Source organism: Mycobacterium sp. Panama NTM2 (assembly GCF_054355555.1).
Map to the genome: position 1 here is coordinate 2,722,618 of NZ_CM135953.1, position 16,420 is coordinate 2,739,037.

At 69.3% G+C, this 16,420-nt stretch carries 14 protein-coding genes and 1 riboswitch; of the genes, 12 read left to right on the forward strand and 2 right to left on the reverse strand.

Translation table 11 applies throughout. The features are described 5' to 3' along the window. Positions 1–1,908, reverse strand: a complete 1,908-nt coding sequence (locus tag ACXYX3_RS13020) for an ABC transporter ATP-binding protein/permease (RefSeq protein ID WP_458612075.1) — start codon at positions 1,906–1,908, stop codon at positions 1–3. A 54-nt stretch (positions 1,909–1,962) separates the two neighbouring features. Then, complete coding sequence (locus ACXYX3_RS13025) at positions 1,963–3,858, reverse strand: ABC transporter ATP-binding protein/permease (RefSeq protein ID WP_458611952.1); 1,896 nt, start codon at positions 3,856–3,858, stop codon at positions 1,963–1,965. Positions 3,859–4,101: 243 nt separating this feature from the next. On the opposite strand from ACXYX3_RS13025, the gene secA2 reads away from it, so the two are divergent. From secA2 to ACXYX3_RS13085, 12 genes are all read left to right on the forward strand, one after another. Further along, positions 4,102–6,402, forward strand: coding sequence for an accessory Sec system translocase SecA2 (secA2, locus tag ACXYX3_RS13030; RefSeq protein WP_241206701.1), 2,301 nt, complete (start codon positions 4,102–4,104; stop codon positions 6,400–6,402). A 9-nt stretch (positions 6,403–6,411) separates the two neighbouring features. Beyond that, on the forward strand, positions 6,412–7,047 hold the full coding sequence (locus tag ACXYX3_RS13035) for a CDP-alcohol phosphatidyltransferase family protein (protein WP_241206660.1): 636 nt from the start codon (positions 6,412–6,414) through the stop codon (positions 7,045–7,047). Next, positions 7,044–7,922 (forward strand): DUF881 domain-containing protein, encoded by an 879-nt coding sequence (locus ACXYX3_RS13040; RefSeq protein WP_458611953.1) that lies wholly within the window; start codon positions 7,044–7,046, stop codon positions 7,920–7,922. The genes ACXYX3_RS13035 and ACXYX3_RS13040 overlap by 4 nt, the downstream gene beginning before the upstream one ends. Then, positions 7,919–8,251, forward strand: coding sequence for a small basic family protein (locus tag ACXYX3_RS13045; RefSeq protein ID WP_143818167.1), 333 nt, complete (start codon positions 7,919–7,921; stop codon positions 8,249–8,251). Before ACXYX3_RS13040 ends, ACXYX3_RS13045 begins: the two co-directional genes overlap by 4 nt. Before the next feature lies 1 nt (position 8,252). After that, positions 8,253–9,071: a DUF881 domain-containing protein gene (locus ACXYX3_RS13050; RefSeq protein WP_241206658.1), complete on the forward strand. Its 819-nt coding sequence runs from the start codon at positions 8,253–8,255 to the stop codon at positions 9,069–9,071. 39 nt (positions 9,072–9,110) lie between these two features. Further along, the gene (gene gcvH / locus ACXYX3_RS13055; protein ID WP_241206657.1) at positions 9,111–9,506 is read left to right on the forward strand and encodes a glycine cleavage system protein GcvH; all 396 of its coding nucleotides are present in this window, start codon (positions 9,111–9,113) and stop codon (positions 9,504–9,506) included. Positions 9,507–9,652: 146 nt separating this feature from the next. Then, positions 9,653–10,123: a glycogen accumulation regulator GarA gene (gene garA, locus ACXYX3_RS13060; RefSeq protein ID WP_241206656.1), complete on the forward strand. Its 471-nt coding sequence runs from the start codon at positions 9,653–9,655 to the stop codon at positions 10,121–10,123. Positions 10,124–10,160: 37 nt separating this feature from the next. Continuing rightward, a complete protein-coding gene (ftsR, locus tag ACXYX3_RS13065) occupies positions 10,161–10,922 on the forward strand; it encodes a transcriptional regulator FtsR (RefSeq protein ID WP_458611954.1) in 762 nt (253 codons plus the stop codon). A gap of 92 nt (positions 10,923–11,014) precedes the next feature. After that, a complete protein-coding gene (locus ACXYX3_RS13070; RefSeq protein WP_241206654.1) occupies positions 11,015–11,509 on the forward strand; it encodes a bifunctional nuclease family protein in 495 nt (164 codons plus the stop codon). A 226-nt stretch (positions 11,510–11,735) separates the two neighbouring features. Further along, positions 11,736–12,356, forward strand: coding sequence for a MerR family transcriptional regulator (locus tag ACXYX3_RS13075; RefSeq protein ID WP_221362162.1), 621 nt, complete (start codon positions 11,736–11,738; stop codon positions 12,354–12,356). Positions 12,357–12,398: 42 nt separating this feature from the next. Further along, a riboswitch (glycine riboswitch) is annotated at positions 12,399–12,496 on the forward strand. 172 nt (positions 12,497–12,668) lie between these two features. Then, on the forward strand, positions 12,669–15,536 hold the full coding sequence (gcvP, locus tag ACXYX3_RS13080; RefSeq protein ID WP_458611955.1) for an aminomethyl-transferring glycine dehydrogenase: 2,868 nt from the start codon (positions 12,669–12,671) through the stop codon (positions 15,534–15,536). 29 nt (positions 15,537–15,565) lie between these two features. Beyond that, positions 15,566–16,276, forward strand: coding sequence for a thioesterase II family protein (locus ACXYX3_RS13085; protein ID WP_458611956.1), 711 nt, complete (start codon positions 15,566–15,568; stop codon positions 16,274–16,276). Positions 16,277–16,420 lie beyond the last annotated feature (144 nt).

The following is a 16,420-nucleotide window of genomic DNA, read 5'->3' on the forward strand; positions in this document are numbered from 1 at the left end:
TCAGACCCGGGCGGGCTCCTCGCCGATCACCCCGAGCTCCCACGCGCCCTCGCCGAGCAGCTTCAGCTCCCGGGTGTGGTGACGCTGCAGGCTGCTGCGGTGGCTGACGCTGACCAGGATGGTGTCGGGCAGCCGGGTGCGCACCAGCTCGTACATCGAGAGTTCCAGGCCCTCGTCGAGCGCCGAGGTCGACTCGTCTAGGAACACCGCCTTGGGCCGCGTCAGCAGGATGCGGGCGAACGCGATGCGCTGTTGCTCGCCCGGGGAGAGCACCTTGGCCCAGTCCTGGACCTCGTCGAGGCGATCGGCCAGGTGCGGCAGGGCGACGGTACGCAACGCGTCCCGGAGCTGGTCGTCGCTGAGGTCGCCGGTGTTGTTCGGATAGGACACCACCGCGCGCAGATCGCCCAGCGGCACGTACGGCATCTGCGAGAGGAACATCGTCTCGTTCTCGTCGATCGGGTAGGTCAACCGGCCTGACGTGAACGGCCACAGCTGGGCCAGGCTGCGCAGCAGCGTGGTCTTCCCGGTGCCGGACTTGCCGGTCACCATCAGGCATTCGCCCGGCTCCAGGCGTAGGTCCACGGGTTTGAGCAACTGCTTGCCGTCCGGGGTGCGCACCTCGACCTTCTCGAGGGTGACGTTCTGGCCGGTGCAGCCGGCGACGTCGAGGTGCGGCAGCGCCCGGCCCTGCTCGTCAGCCGTGACCAGGCCGTCGAGACGGATGATCGCGGCCCGGTAGCCGGCGAACATGTCGTAGGCATTGCGGAAGAACGACAGGCCGCCCTGGATCGCGCCGAAGGCCGACGCCGACTGGTTCAGCGCGCCGAGCGGGATCTCCCCGGCCGCGAAGCGGGGGAACTGGACAAGGTAGGGCAGCGGCACGATGAGCTGGCCCATCGACCAGTTCCAGCCGTTGAAGCGCAGCGACCGGTTCACATAGCGCCGGTAGTTGGTGACGACCGGGGCGAAGAGTCGGCGCAGCCCGGACCGCTCGGCGGCCTCACCCCGGTAGAACGCGACGGCCTCCGACGCGTCCCGCAGTCGCACCAGCGCGTACCGGAACGCCGCGTTGTACTTCTCGTTGAGGAACGACAGTCCGATGATCGGGCGGCCGATCCAGAACGCGACGATCGTGGCGAACAGCACGTAGCCGATGGCGATCCAGAAGATGGCGTGCGTCAACGTGATCCCGGCGACGGTCAGTGGCCCCGACAGGTTCCACAGGATCGCGGTGAACGAGATCACCGAGATGACGGCCGAGATCGCGCCGAACAGAAGCGAGTTGCTCGAGCCGTAATACGGCAGGTTGGGCTGCGGGCCGTTGGTGGCGGTGAAGATGTCGATGTCGGACTGGATGCGCTGATCCGGGTTGTCGATGGTCTCGTCGATGAACCGGGCCCGGTAGTAGGCGCGGCCGTTCAGCCAGTCGCCGGTCAGCCGGTCGGTCAGCCAGGCGCGCCAGCGCAGGCAGAACCGTTGGAACAGGTACATGTCGAGCAGCAGCTGGGTGATCGACAGCGTGGCCAGGATGCTGAAGATGAGAATCGTCGACCAGAACCCGTCGATGCCGGACTGCCTGACCTCTTCGTTGCCCGAGGTCAGGCCCTGGACCACCACCTGGAAGCTGGTCAGAAGGTCATTGCTCTGGTAGGTGAACAGCACGTCGAGGCGCACGTTGATCAGCACCGAGGCCAGCAGAACCGCCAGGTAGGCCCAGACCTTGATGCTGTCGCGGCCGGTGAAGTACGCGCCCGAGATGCGCCAGAACTGTCGACCCCACGTGGTGAACCGGCCGACGAGCAGCAGCACGACCAGCGTCGCGACCGCGGCGTACAGCCACCCCTTGGCTATCCAGGCAAGAGAGACCCACAGCTGATCGCCCCAGTCCAGCGTCGGGGTGAACATTTCCTCCATGCGGGCAAGGTACCGCGCGAAACTGCTGGGGGCGTTGCGGAGCCGTCAACCCGATGGTGCGAGTCGCTCCAGCCGCCACTCACCGTCGCCGAGCAGGGAAAGCCGGCGATCGTGCATCGGGTGGACGGTGGCACGGTGACTCACGCTGACCACGATGGTGTCCGGCAGGCGCTCCCGTATCAGGCGGTAGAGTATCTCCTCGAGTCCCTCGTCCAGCGCAGAGGTGGACTCGTCGAGGAACACCGCCCGCGGCTGAGCCAACAGGACCCGGGCGAACGCGATGCGCTGCTGCTCGCCGACCGAGAGCACCTTGGCCCAGTCCTGGGCCTCGGCGAGGCGGATCATCAAGTGCGGCAACGCCACATCGCGCAGCGCCGCCTGCATGGCCGCGTCGTCGAAGGTGTCCGGCGACTGGGGATAGGCCACCACGGTGCGCAGCTCACCCAACGGCAGGTAGGGCAGCTGTGGGACGAACATCACCCCGTCGCGTCCACCGGGAAGGCGTACCTCGCCCGAGGCGTAGGGCCACACCCCGGCCAGGCTCGCCATCAGCAGCGACTTGCCGATGCCCGACGGCCCCGTGACGACCAGTGACTCCCCGGGTTCGAGGGCGACGTCGAGCGGGTGCAGCAGCGGGCTGCCGTCGGGCCGGCGTACCGCGACCCCCGACACCTCCACGCGACCGTCGGGGGAGTCCGACGGGCACACCGGCGTGAACCTGCCCGCCCGGGCGTTCTGGTCGGCCAGCCCGTCGAGCCGGATGATGGCCGCGCGGTAGCTGGCGAACTGGTCGTAGGCGTTGCGGAAGAACGACAGATTGTCGTGGATCGCGGCGAACGCGTTCGACGACTGCCACACACCGCCGAACGAGATGCGTTGCGCGAACAGTCCCTGGGCCTGCACGAGCCACGGCAGCGGGTTGATCGCCTGGCTCATCGACACGTTCCAGCCGAAGAACAGCATCATGCGGTTCAACCAGTGCCGGTAGTTGTCCATCACCGCATCCAGGCGCCGGCCCAGCACGGTGCGTTCGGCGGCTTCGCCTCGGTAGAGCCCGATCGCCGCGCCCCCGTCCCGCACCCGCACCAGCGCGTACCGGAAGCCCGCGTTGCGCAACTCGTTCACGTAGTTCAACCGGATCAGCGGTCGCCCGATCGCGAAGGCGACGAGGGTGGCCACCAGCACGTAGACCAGCACGATCCAGAACAGGGCACGCTGCAGTGTCAGCCCGCCTACGGTCAGCGGCTCGGACAGCTGCCACAGGATCACCCCGAACGACAGCACCGACAGCACGGCCTCCACGGCGCCGAACAGCAGAGTGTTGCCCGAGGTGAAGATCGGATTGTTGGTGTCCCCGCCGACCCCGGTGGTGAACACGTCGACGTCCTGCTGGATGCGCTGATCGGGGTTGTCGATCGGCCGGCTGCCGAACTGCGCCCGGTAGTAGGCCAGCTCACCCAGCCATCCGTCGATGAACTTCCTGCTCAACCAGATTCGCCACCGCATGATGAACCGCTGCGTGACGTACATGTCGAGCAGGAGGCGCACGATGTAGCACGCGGCCAGCACGGCGAAGACCACCATCGTCGCCCAGAATCCGGCGATGCCGCTGGACCGGTCCGGGCCCGAGGAGAACGCGATCTGCAATGCGGTGAACAAGTCGTTGACGTAGTAGGTCAGCAGCACGTTGATGCGGACCGAGATGATCACCGACAGCAGCAGCAGCGCCACCACCGCCCAGACTTTCCCGCTGCCGGGGCCGGTGAAGTACCCGCGGGTGACACGCCAGAACTGACGCCCCCACTCGGTGAAGCGGCCCAGCATGACGAGCACCGCCACCAGGCACAGCGCGGTCACCACGAACGTCGTCGCCACCCAGATCGCCGAATTGAGCCATTCGCGGCTCCAGTCCAGCGTCGGCACGAACGTGTCGGTGTCCACGGTGCGCGCCCCCCTTCCGCACGGCCCGGTCTGCGGCGAAGCTACCGCAGGCCGGCGGCGTCGTCGCGCACGCCGCGCGCACCGGGGATCGGCATCGGGATCTGCGGGTGGGCGGGAGTCACGACGGGGAATCCGAGGGCTCCCGCGTACCGTGATCATGTGGCACGCACCTCATCGAAGACGTCGTCCCCGGCCGCCGATGCTGCCAAGGACACGGCACCGTCGAAGAAGCCGAGCGGACGCTTGTCGGGACGCTTCTGGAAGCTCCTGGGAGCCAGCACGGATCGCAACCAGAGCCGCTCGATGGACCAGGTCCGGGCGGCTGCCGATTTCGACGCCAAGGCCGCCGATCTCGACGACGAGAAGCTGACCAAGGCGGCCACGCTGTTGCAGCTCGAGGATCTCGCCGATTCGGCCGACATCCCGCAGTTCCTCGCGATCGCGCGGGAGGCCTCCGAACGCGCCACCGGCCTGCGCGCCTTCGATGTGCAGCTGCTCGGCGCGCAGCGGATGCTGGCCGGCGACGTCGTCGAGATGGCCACCGGCGAAGGCAAGACGCTCTCCGGCGCGATCGCCGCCGCCGGTTACGCGTTGGCCGGCCGCAGCGTGCACGTCATCACGATCAACGACTACCTGGCCCGCCGCGACGCCGAGTGGATGGCGCCGCTGATCGAGGCCATGGGACTGACCGTCGGCTGGATCACCGCCGACTCCACCGCCGACGAACGGCGCGCCGCCTATCAGTGCAACGTCACCTACGCCTCGGTCAACGAGATCGGCTTCGACGTGCTGCGCGACCAGTTGGTCACCGACGTCGCCGATTTGGTGTCCCCGAACCCCGACGTCGCGCTGATCGACGAGGCCGACTCCGTCCTCGTCGACGAGGCATTGGTGCCGCTGGTGCTGGCCGGCACCAGCCATCGCGAGGCCCCGCGCCTGGACCTGATCCGGTACGTCGGCGAGCTCACCGACGGCGTCGACTGGGCCACCGACGCCGAGGGCCGCAACGTCCACCTCACCGAATCGGGCGCGCAGAAGATCGAGGCCAAGCTCGGCGGGATCGACCTGTACTCCGAGGAACACGTCGCCACGACACTCACCGAGATCAACGTCGCGCTGCACGCGCACGTGCTGTTGCAGCGCGACGTGCACTACATCGTCCGCGACAACGCCGTGCACCTGATCAACGCCTCCCGCGGCCGCATCGCGACGCTGCAGCGCTGGCCCGACGGGCTGCAGGCCGCGGTCGAGGCCAAAGAGGGCATCGAGACCACCGAGACCGGCGAGGTGCTCGACACCATCACCGTGCAGGCGCTGATCAACCGCTACCCGACGGTGTGCGGGATGACCGGCACCGCGCTGGCCGCCGGTGAACAGCTGCGGCAGTTCTACAAGCTGGGCGTCTCGCCGATCCCACCGAACACCCCCAACATCCGCGAGGACGAACCCGACCGCGTGTACGTCACCGCTGCGGCGCGCAACGACGCGGTGCTCGAACACATCACCGAGATCCACGAGAGCGGCCAGCCCATCCTGGTCGGCACCCGCGACGTCGCCGAATCCGAGGACCTGCACCGGCGGCTGGTCAAGGCCGGCATCCCCGCGGTCGTGCTGAACGCCAAGAACGACGAGGAGGAGGCCGCCGTCATCGCCGAGGCCGGCCAGCTCGGCGCGGTCACGGTGTCGACCCAGATGGCCGGCCGAGGCACCGACATCCGGCTGGGCGGCTCGGACGAGAAGAACCACGATGCCGTCGCCGAACTGGGCGGGCTGCACGTCATCGGCACCGGGCGGCACCACACCGAGCGGCTGGACAACCAGCTGCGCGGGCGCGCCGGACGCCAGGGCGACCCCGGCTCCACAGTGTTCTTCTCCAGCTGGGAGGACGACGTGGTGGTCTCGCACCTCGACGCGGGCAAGTTGCCGCTGGAGTGCGACTCGGACGGCAAGGTGCTCAGCCCGAAGGCCGCGACCCTGCTCGAACACGCCCAGCGCGTCGCCGAGGGCAGGCTGCTCGACGTGCACGCCAACACCTGGCGCTACAACCAGCTGATCGCCCAGCAGCGCGCGATCCTCGTCGAACGCCGAGATGCGTTGCTGCGCACCGAGACCGCGCGCGAAGAACTCGCCGCGCTGTCCCCGCAGCGCTACGAGAGCCTGCTGGAGGAGCTGGGTGAGGGCGGCGAGGAGAAGCTGACCAAGATCTGCCGGCTGATCATGCTCTACCACCTCGACCGCGGCTGGGCCGATCACCTGGCCTACCTGGCCGACATCCGGGAGAGCATCCACCTGCGCGCGCTGGGGCGGCAGAACCCGCTCGACGAATTCCACCGCCTCGCCGTCGATGCGTTCGGGTCGCTGGCCGCCGACGCGATCGAGGCCGCCCAGCAGACCTTCGACACCGCGCCGTCCATCGAGGACGAGCCCGGGGTGGATCTGTCCAAGCTGGCGCGCCCGACATCGACGTGGACGTACATGGTGCACGACAACCCGCTCAACGACGACACCCTGTCGGCGCTGAGCCTGCCCGGGGTGTTCCGCTAGGTTCTACGCATGGCTCGCGGGTCCGAACCGGGGGACACCCCGGCACCGCGCGACCGGGTGCTGACGATCCCGAACGTGTTGTCGGTGCTGCGGCTCGTCCTGGTTCCGGTGTTCCTGGTGCTGCTGCTGGTCACCCACCAGACCGGCTGGGCGGTGGCGGTGCTGATGTTCAGCGGCGCGTCGGACTGGGCCGACGGCAAGATCGCCCGGCTGTTCGACAACCAGTCCTCGCGGCTGGGCGCTCTGCTGGATCCTGCCGTGGACCGCATCTACATGGTCGTGATCCCGATCGCGCTGGCGCTGGCCGGAATCGTGCCGTGGTGGCTGGTGCTCACGCTGCTGGGCCGCGATGTCGTGCTCGCGACGACGCTGCCGCTACTGCGCAGCCGCGGGCTGACCGCACTGCCGGTCACCTACATCGGCAAGGCGGCGACGTTCGCGTTGATGTCCGGCCTGCCGCTGGTTCTCCTCGGCCAGGGCGATGCGGGCTGGCAGCCGCCGGTGCTGGCGTTCGGGTGGGGTTTCGTGATCTGGGGCACGGCGATGTACCTGTGGTCGGGGGTGCTCTACCTCATCCAGGTCGGCATGGTCGTGCGGTCCATGCCGACCTCGAGGCCCGGGGGGACCGGGGTGCGGGCGTCGTGACCCAGCTGGGCGGCTTCGACCCGTCGTCGGGGCGCAACGCGCACCGGGCGGGGGCGCCGACGCTGATCCCGGTGCCGTCGCTGCTGCGCTCCCTGCTGTCCGAGCATCTCGACCCGGGCTATGCCGCGGCCGCGCAGTCGCCGCGCGGGCGCACCGACCGGTGGTGGCAGCTGGTCGCGGCGGCGCTGGTCGCCACGGTGTTCGCGCTGGCGTGGTCACAGGCGCGCGCGACGGCGCCCGGCGTGCGCGAATCCCAGCAGGTCCTGGTCGCCAGCGTGCGCGCCGCCGAAGCCGCCACCGACGCGCTGACCGCGCAGCGCAACAGCCTCGCCGCCTCCGCGGATGCACTGCGGCGCAGCCGCCTCGCCGGCGATGCGACGGGCCGGCAGCTGCTCAGCCAGCTCGACGAGGCGAGCTTCGCCGCGGCCGCCACCCCGGTCATCGGGCCCGGCCTGACCGTCACCGTCACCGATCCCGGCGTCACCCGCGATCTGACCGACGTGGCCACGCAGCGGGTCGAGGGCAGCAGGCAGGTCATCCTCGACCGCGACCTGCAGCTGGTGGTCAACTCACTGTGGCTGGCGGGAGCCGAAGCGATCTCGGTCGGCGGTGTGCGCATCGGGCCCAACGTGACGATCCGCCAAGCGGGGGGCGGCATCCTGGTCGACAATCAACCCATCAGCAGCCCCTACGCCGTCGTCGCCGTCGGCCCGCCGCACGGGATGGCCGACGCCTTCGACCGCAGTTCGGGCCTGCAGCGCCTGCGGCTGCTCGAGGCCTCCTACGGCGTGGGCGTGACCGTGGCCGCCGGTGACGGCCTGACCCTACCCGCCGGCTCCGTGCGAGACCTGACCTTCGCCAAAGGACTGCAGTGATCGGAATCGTCGCCCTGGTCATCGGCATCGTGATCGGTGTCGTGTTCCACCCCAGCGTGCCCGAGGTGATCCAGCCCTACCTGCCCATCGCGGTCGTCGCCGCGCTCGACGCCGTGTTCGGCGGGTTACGCGCCTACCTGGAGAACATCTTCGACGCCAAGGTGTTCGTGGTGTCGTTCGTCTTCAACGTCCTGGTGGCCGCGCTGATCGTCTACGTCGGCGATCAGCTCGGCGTGGGGACGCAGCTGTCCACCGCGATCATCGTGGTCCTGGGCATCAGGATCTTCGGCAACGCCGCGGCGTTGCGGCGCCGGCTGTTCGGAGCCTGACATGACCGATCCGGAGAAGCCGGAACCCCCGGCCGACCATCACGGCCGGCACGAGATGCCGCCCGCCGAGCAGGCCTCGGCGTGGGGCCGGCTACGCCTCACATCGCCGAACAGACCACGCAGCGGCGTGTTCGGCGTGCTGGCGGTGCTGCTGTGCCTGGTGCTCGGCATCGCGATCGCCACCCAGGTCCGCCAGACCGACTCCGGCGACGCACTCGACACGGCCCGGCCCGCCGACCTGCTGGTGCTGCTGGATTCCCTGCAGCAGCGCGAAGCCGCGCTGAACTCCGAGGTCACCGATCTGCAGCGCACGCTGTCAGAGCTGCAGGCCTCCGGCAGCAGCGACCAGGCGGCGATCGAGAACGCCCGCGCCCGGCTCGCGGCGCTGTCGATCCTGATCGGAACCGTGCCCGCGACGGGTCCGGGCGTCACGCTCACCATCGCCGATCCGTCGAAAGGCGTGGCCGCCGAGACCATGCTCGACGTCATCAACGAGTTGCGTGCCGCAGGCGCCGAGGCCATGGAGATCCGCGGCGCGACCGCAGGCGGCGGGCAGACGGCGGTGCGCGTCGGGGTCGACACCTGGGTCGTCGGTTCGGCGGGCGCGCTGGTGGTCGACTCCACCACGCTCAATCCGACGTATTCGGTTGTCGCTATTGGCGATCCGCCGACGCTCGCGGCGGCGATGAACATTCCCGGCGGCGCGATGGACAGCATCGAACGCGTCGGCGGATCGATGGTGATACAACAGTCCGACCGGGTCGACGTCACCGCCTTGCGGCAACCGAAACCCCGCCAATACGCTCAGCCCGTCAAGTGACGCGACCACCGGAGGTCGCGTGAACAATCGAGGAGCACAGTGACCGAGATCCCCGCCGACCTGTCCTACACCGAAGAGCACGAGTGGGTGGCGAAGACAGGTGACGACACGGTGCGCGTCGGTATCACCGATTTCGCGCAGTCGGCGCTCGGCGACGTGGTGTTCGTCCAGCTGCCCGACGTCGGCGCGGAGATCGCCGCGGGGGAGTCCTTCGGTGAGGTCGAGTCGACCAAGTCGGTGTCGGACCTCTACGCCCCCGTCACCGCGAAAGTCGTTGCGGTCAACACCGATCTGGACGCCAACCCGCAACTGGTCAACTCCGACCCGTACGGCGACGGCTGGCTGGTGGAACTGCAGGCAGACGGCGAGTCGCTGCAGACCGCGCTGGCAGCCCTGCTCGACGCGGAGGCCTACCGCGGCCACGTGACCGACTGAGGGTTGTTAGGGTCGCAGTCGACCAGTAAGCGGATCCGGCCGTGGTGGACCCAATGCGGTCCGCTGCGCGGTACGGTCGACACCAGCGGCGAGACAGCTGGAGGTCCCGGCCGGAGATCGCCACAGCAGCCAGTGAGGAGCAGCGGGTGACGGAAAAAGACTTCACATCGGGGGCCGACTCTGACGAAGTCACCGTGGAAACGACATCGGTGTTCCGCGCCGACTTCCTCAACGAGCTCGACGCTCCGCCCGCCGCAGGCGGCGAGAGCGCAGTCTCCGGCGTGGAGGGCCTGCCCGTCGGGTCGGCGTTGCTGGTGGTCAAGCGTGGACCCAACGCGGGCTCGCGCTTCCTGCTCGACCAGCCCACCACCTCGGCGGGCCGCCACCCCGACAGCGACATCTTCCTCGACGACGTCACGGTCAGCCGGCGCCATGCCGAGTTCCGCCTCGAGAGCGGCGAGTTCCAGGTCGTCGACGTCGGCAGCCTCAACGGCACCTACGTCAACCGTGAGCCCGTCGACTCGGCCGTACTGTCCAACGGCGACGAGGTGCAGATCGGCAAGTTCCGCCTGGTGTTCCTGACCGGACCCAAGGACGACGACGGCAGCGCCGGCTGACCCGGACTGACCTTCTTCTCGATCGCAGCGACCAGCGATGACCCAACCCGAGGCCTCGGGGCAGGCACTGCCCGGGATGTCGATCGGGGTCGTGCTCGACACGTTGCGGGCGGACTTCCCGGACGTCACGATCAGCAAGATCCGCTTCCTGGAAGCGGAGGGTCTGGTGACGCCGCAGCGCACGGCGTCGGGTTATCGCCGGTTCACCGCATACGACTGTGCGCGGCTGCGATTCATCCTGACCGCCCAGCGCGATCACTATCTGCCGCTGAAGGTCATCAAGGCACAACTCGACGCGCAGCCCGACGGCGAACTGCCGCACAGCCCGTCGGCGTACGCGACGCGACTGACGCCGGTGGGGGCGACGGACAGCGAGCACGACGCTGACCATTACGGCGTCCCGGCTGCGCCGGCGCAGGCGCGATTGAGCCGGGACACCCTGCTGGAACGGTCCGGTGTGAGCGACGAGCTGCTCACCTCGCTGGTGAAGTCGGGCGTGATCACGCCGATCTTCAAGGGCGCGGGCACCGTGTTCTTCGACGAGCACTCGGTGGTGATCGCGCAGTGCGCTCGCGCGCTGGCCGATTACGGCGTCGAGCCACGGCACCTGAGGGCCTTTCGGTCCGCGGCCGACCGGCAATCCGACCTGATCGCCCAGATCGCGGGCCCGGTGGTCAAGGCAGGTAAGGCCGGCGCCCGTGACCGCGCCGACGACCTAGCACGGGAAGTCGCGGCGTTGGCCATCACGCTGCACACGTCATTGATCAAATCGGCCGTACGCGACGTTCTGGATCGCTGAGGACTAGACTCGACCCGACGGTTTTTTCGTCTCCGCCGGCCCCTTCGGGCCGGGCGGCTACAGCGCAACACCGGTGCGGAGGGTAGGCACAGATGGGTGAGGTTCGCGTCGTCGGAATCCGTGTGGAGCAGCCGCAGAACCAGCCCGTGCTGCTGCTCCGCGAGGCCACCGGTGACCGCTACCTGCCGATCTGGATCGGGCAGTCCGAAGCCGCCGCGATCGCCCTCGAGCAGCAGGGTGTCGAGCCGGCCCGCCCTCTGACCCACGACCTGTTCCGCGATGTCATTGCCGCGCTGGGGCATTCGCTCAAAGAGGTTCGCATCGTCGATCTGCAGGAGGGCACCTTCTACGCGGATCTGATCTTCGACCGCGACATCAAGGTCTCCGCCCGGCCCTCGGATTCGGTGGCCATCGCACTGCGCGTCGGGGTGCCGATCTATGTGGAAGAGGCGGTGCTGGCCGAGGCCGGGCTGCTGATCCCCGACGAGAACGACGACGAGGCCCCCGGCGCCGTGCGCGAGGACGAGGTCGAGAAGTTCAAGGAGTTCCTCGACTCGGTGTCGCCCGACGACTTCAAGGCCACCTGAGCCGGGCGACCTGAGCGAGCACCTAAACCGACCTGATGGTCACGGATGCGTCTCGTCCTGTTCGACACGCGCAGCGCGTATCCGACCTCACCGGATTCGGCGGCGATACTTGGTTCCGACGGGCAGTCACAGCAGGCGTCCAAGCGTATGCTCGAACCGAGTTCGGGCTGGGATAACGTGCGCCCACGAGACGACGCGAGTTTCGATCGGCGAGAGGATTCGACACGTGGGAGACACGCCACGCCAGGAAGAATTGGACCTGAACACCGGCGCGCCCGCGGACACCCTGCCGCGGGTCGCCGCTGAGCCGGTCCAGGCGGGCCTGTTCCCCGATGACTCGGTGCCGGATGAACTCGTCGGCTATCGCGGGCCCAGCGCCTGCCAGATCGCGGGGATCACATACCGCCAGCTTGACTACTGGGCACGCACCTCCCTGGTGGTCCCCTCGATCCGCGGCGCCGCGGGCTCGGGCAGCCAGCGCCTGTACTCGTTCAAGGACATCCTCGTCCTCAAGATCGTCAAGCGATTGCTCGACACCGGCATCTCCCTGCACAACATCCGCGTCGCCGTCGACCATCTGCGTCAGCGCGGAGTGTCCGATCTGGCCAACATCACCCTGTTCTCCGACGGCACCACGGTCTACGAGTGCACCTCGGCCGAGGAAGTGGTGGATCTGCTGCAGGGCGGCCAGGGTGTGTTCGGGATTGCGGTCTCCGGCGCGATGCGCGAGCTGACCGGCGCGATCGCCGACTTCCCGGGAGAGCGCGCCGACGGTGGCGAATCGATCTCCGCACCCGAGGACGAGCTGGCCTCGCGGCGCAAACATCGCGACCGCAAGATCGGCTGACACCGCACCCGTGCAGGCGGGCCGGTAGACTCGGCGGCGCATCGCCCTCACGCGGGAGAGTTCCGTGGCCGCCAGCCACGGGCGCCGAAGGAGCAACACCTCTCCGTCAACCTCTCAGGCCCCCGGACCGCGTCAGGCCCCGATGCCTCTGGAAAGCGGTGCGACGCACCCGCCCATGGGGAAAGGCAAGCCGGCTCGGGGATCCCCGCGAGCCGGGCGCCGAATCTCTCAGGCAGCCCGGGCCGGGCGGACGACAGAGGGGGAGGCGCCGGTACGCCTGCGCGCCTCGCGCCCCGAACGTCGGGAGATCCCGTGTCGAACACCACCGATCAGTCCGCCCCCCGCGAACTCACCTTCGTCGACCGCCACATCGGCCCCGACGCCGACGCCGTCGCCACCCTGCTGGAGACCATCGGCGTCGCCTCCCTCGACGAGCTGGCCGCCAAGGCGCTGCCCGCCGGCATCCTCGACTCGCCGACCGACGGGCTGGCACCCGGCCTGGACCACCTGCCCCCGGCGGCCACCGAAGCCGAGGCGCTGGCCGAACTGCGCGCGCTGGCCGACTCCAACACAGTTGCGTTGTCCATGATCGGACAGGGCTACTACGACACGCTGACCCCGCCGGTGCTGCTGCGCAACATCCTCGAGAACCCGGCCTGGTACACCGCTTACACCCCGTACCAGCCGGAGATCAGCCAGGGCCGCCTCGAGGCGCTGCTGAACTTCCAGACCATGGTGACCGATCTGACCGGCCTCGAAGTCGCCAACGCCTCGATGCTGGACGAGGCCACCGCCGCCGCCGAGGCCATGACGCTGATGCAGCGCGCGGTGCGCGGCTCGTCCCGCCGCCTCGCCGTCGACGTCGACGTCTTCGCTCAGACAGCCGCCGTGCTGTCGACGCGCGCGCAGCCGCTGGGCATCGAGATCGTCACCGCCGACCTGCGCCAGGGCCTGCCCGAGGGTGACTTCTTCGGCGTCATCGCGCAGCTGCCCGGCGCGAGCGGCGCCGTGCACGACTGGAGCACGCTGGTCACCGAGGCCCATGACCGCGGCGCGCTCGTGGCGATCGGGGCCGACCTGCTGGCGCTGACGCTGATCGCCCCGCCGGGAGAGATCGGCGCCGACGTGGCGTTCGGCACCACGCAGCGCTTCGGTGTGCCGATGGGCTTCGGCGGCCCGCACGCCGGATACCTGGCGGTGCACGCGCAGCATGCGCGGCAGCTGCCCGGCCGCCTCGTCGGGGTGTCGGTGGACGCGGACGGAGCGCCGGCCTACCGGCTGGCCCTGCAGACGCGTGAGCAGCACATCCGCCGCGACAAGGCGACCAGCAACATCTGCACCGCGCAGGTGCTGCTCGCGGTGATGGCCGCGATGTACGCCAGCTATCACGGCGCCGACGGGCTGCGCGCCATCGCGGCCCGCGTGCACGACCGCGCCCGCGCGCTGGCCGGCGGCCTGACCGAGGCCGGCGTCGCGGTCGTGCACCCCGCGTTCTTCGACACCGTGCTGGCCCGGGTGCCCGGTCGGGCCCGCGAGATCGTCGACGCCGCCAAGCGCCGCGGCATCAACCTGTGGTGCGTCGACGACGACCACGTGTCGGCGGCGTGCGACGAGGCGACCACCGAGGCGCACGTGGCCGACGTGCTCGCCGCCTTCACCGGCGGCGCCACCGCGGTGCCCGCCGCCCGGTCGGGCGCCGAGATCGCCACCCGCACCTCGGACTTCCTCACCCATCCGGCGTTCACGTCCTACCGCACCGAAACCGCGATGATGCGCTACCTGCGCTCGCTGGCCGACAAGGACATCGCGCTGGACCGCAGCATGATCCCGCTGGGCTCGTGCACGATGAAGCTGAACGCAGCCGCCGAGATGGAGCCGATCACCTGGCCGGAGTTCGGGCGGCAGCACCCGTTCGCGCCTGCCGGGGACACCCCGGGACTGCGCCGCCTGATCGCCGACCTGCAGGCCTGGCTGACCGGCATCACCGGGTACGACGAGATCTCGCTGCAGCCCAACGCCGGATCGCAGGGCGAGTACGCCGGTCTGCTGGCCATCCAGGCCTTCCATATCGCCAACGGGCAGGCGGAACGCAACGTGTGCCTGATCCCGTCGAGCGCGCACGGCACCAACGCGGCGTCGGCGGCGCTGGCCGGCATGAAGGTGGTCGTGGTCGCGTGCCGCGAGAACGGCGACGTGGACCTCGACGATCTCCGGGCCAAGATCGCCCAGCACGCCGAACGACTGTCGGCGCTGATGATCACCTATCCGTCCACGCACGGCGTCTACGAGCACGACGTCGCCGACATCTGCGCCGCGGTGCACGACGCCGGCGGTCAGGTCTACGTCGACGGCGCGAACCTCAACGCGCTCGTCGGGCTGGCCCGGCCGGGCAAGTTCGGCGGCGACGTCAGCCATCTGAACCTGCACAAGACGTTCTGCATCCCGCACGGCGGCGGTGGCCCCGGCGTCGGCCCGGTCGCGGTGCGCGCGCATCTGGCGCCGTACCTGCCCGGACATCCGCTCGCCCAGGAGCTGGGTCAGGACTACACCGTGTCGGCGGCGCCCTACGGGTCGGCGTCGATCCTGCCGATCACGTGGGCCTACATCCGGATGATGGGCGCGGCCGGCCTGCGGTCGGCGACGCTGGTCGCGATCGCCTCGGCCAACTACATCGCCCGTCGGCTCGACGAGTACTACCCGGTGCTCTACACCGGCGAGAACGGCATGGTGGCCCACGAGTGCATCCTCGACCTGCGCGGCATCACCAAGGCGACCGGCGTGACGGTCGACGACGTGGCCAAGCGGTTGGCCGACTACGGCTTCCACGCGCCCACGATGAGCTTCCCGGTGGCCGGGACGCTGATGGTGGAGCCGACCGAGAGTGAGTCGCTGGCCGAGGTCGACGCGTTCTGCGAGGCGATGATCGCGATCCGCGCCGAGATCGACAAGGTCGGTTCGGGGGAGTGGCCCGCCGAGGACAACCCGCTTCGCGGCGCGCCGCACACCGCGCAGAGCCTGCTGGTCGACGACTGGGCGCATCCGTACACCCGGGAGCAGGCGGCCTACCCGCTGGGCCATGGCTTCCGGCCGAAGGTGTGGCCGCCGGTGCGGCGCATCGACGGCGCGTACGGCGACCGGAATCTGGTGTGCTCGTGCCCGCCCGTGGAGGCCTTCGCGTAGAGGCGTCTCGGAGTCGTTAGGGTGTCCCGGTGACACAGCCCAGGTTGTTCATCTTTCCGCACGCCGGCGGTTCCGCGCAGTACTACGTGCCGTTCGCGAAGACGTTCACGATCGACGTCAAGCGGACCGCGGTGCAGTACCCGGGACAGCGCGGCAAGCAGGATTTCGCATCGTTCACCAGCCTGCCGGCACTTGCCGACGAGGTGGTGACGATGGTGTCCCCGGATAAAGACCACGGCGGTCCGGTGTTCTTCTTCGGGCACAGCATGGGCGGGCTGCTGGCGTTCGAGGTGGCGCGCCGGTTCGAGGAGGCGGGCCGGCCGATCAGCGGACTGTTCGTGTCCGCGGTGGCCGCGCCGGGCCATGTCGGATACGAGGACATCCCCGACGACGACGAGGGGCTGCTCGGCGCGGTGAGCACGATGACCGGGGCCAATCCCGAGTTCATGAAGAACCCGGAGTTCGCGGCGGCGATCCTGCCGACGCTGCGCGGGCTGAAGGCGATCGCGTCGTACAGCTGCCCACCCGAGGTGCGGCTGTCCGGCCCGATCCACGCCTACTTCGGCGACGACGACGAGGTCGCCACCGCGGCGAAGGTGGCGCCGTGGGCCGAGCGGACCCGCTCGGAGTTCACGGCGCGGGAGTTGCCGGGTCATCACTTCTACCTCAATGACCGACTGGGCGACGTGGTGCCCGACATCGAGGCGAAGATCCTGGCGAGGACCGCGCGACAGGCTTGACGGGCCCTGTGGTCTTGGCCACACCGGGGCTCGTTCGGGGCACTGTTCCCGACGACCGGGGCGAGTCGCGGAGCACATCGGCTCGATGGGCAGGGCATGTCCGTTTTGCCTTTCCGGGGCTGGTCAGAGCTGCAACTTACCGGT

Bases quoted from the DNA above. Each gene is read 5' to 3' on its own strand.
- ACXYX3_RS13050 (WP_241206658.1), top strand. From the start codon at position 8,253: ATGACCGATCCGGAGAAGCCGGAACCCCCGGCCGACCATCACGGCCGG.
- ACXYX3_RS13035 (WP_241206660.1), top strand. From the start codon at position 6,412: ATGGCTCGCGGGTCCGAACCGGGGGACACCCCGGCACCGCGCGACCGG.
- ACXYX3_RS13020 (WP_458612075.1), bottom strand. From the start codon at position 1,908: ATGTTCACCCCGACGCTGGACTGGGGCGATCAGCTGTGGGTCTCTCTT.
- ACXYX3_RS13070 (WP_241206654.1), top strand. From the start codon at position 11,015: ATGGGTGAGGTTCGCGTCGTCGGAATCCGTGTGGAGCAGCCGCAGAAC.
- ftsR (WP_458611954.1), top strand. From the start codon at position 10,161: ATGACCCAACCCGAGGCCTCGGGGCAGGCACTGCCCGGGATGTCGATC.